Origin of the sequence: Streptomyces sp. RPT161, assembly GCF_027533845.1 — a bacterium.
Classification (GTDB): Bacteria; Actinomycetota; Actinomycetes; order Streptomycetales; family Streptomycetaceae; genus Streptantibioticus_A; species Streptantibioticus_A silvisoli_A.
Window position 1 is genome coordinate 1 of the sequence record NZ_JAPZVN010000118.1, and the last position, 387, is coordinate 387.

The 387-nt window shown below is 66.7% G+C and carries 1 protein-coding gene; it reads left to right on the forward strand.

Features of this window, described 5'->3' with window-relative positions:
* Positions 1 to 387, forward strand: a 387-nt coding sequence (locus O5O46_RS35170; protein WP_269859755.1) for an acyltransferase domain-containing protein, incomplete at both ends; no start/stop codon positions are given.

The window sequence follows — 387 nt, forward strand, 5'->3', positions numbered from 1 at the left end:
GTGACGAGGCCGCGTTGGCGCGGGTGGATGTTGTTCAGCCGGTGTTGTGGGCGGTGATGGTGTCGCTGGCGGCGCTGTGGCGGTCGTTCGGGGTGGAGCCTGCTGCGGTGGTGGGGCATTCCCAGGGTGAGATCGCTGCGGCGTGTGTTGCCGGTGGTCTGTCGTTGTTGGATGGCGCGCGGGTGGTGGCCTTGCGTAGTCGCGCCATCGCCGAGAACCTGACTGGTGGGGGCATGGTGGCCGTGTCGCTGCCTGCCGTGCAGGTTGAAGAACTGATCTTGAACTGGCCGGGGCTGTCCGTGGCTGTGATCAACGGCCCGGCGTCAACGGTGGTCGCGGGCGAGTCCGATGCTTTGGACCTGTTGGTGGCTCACTGTCGTGATCGGG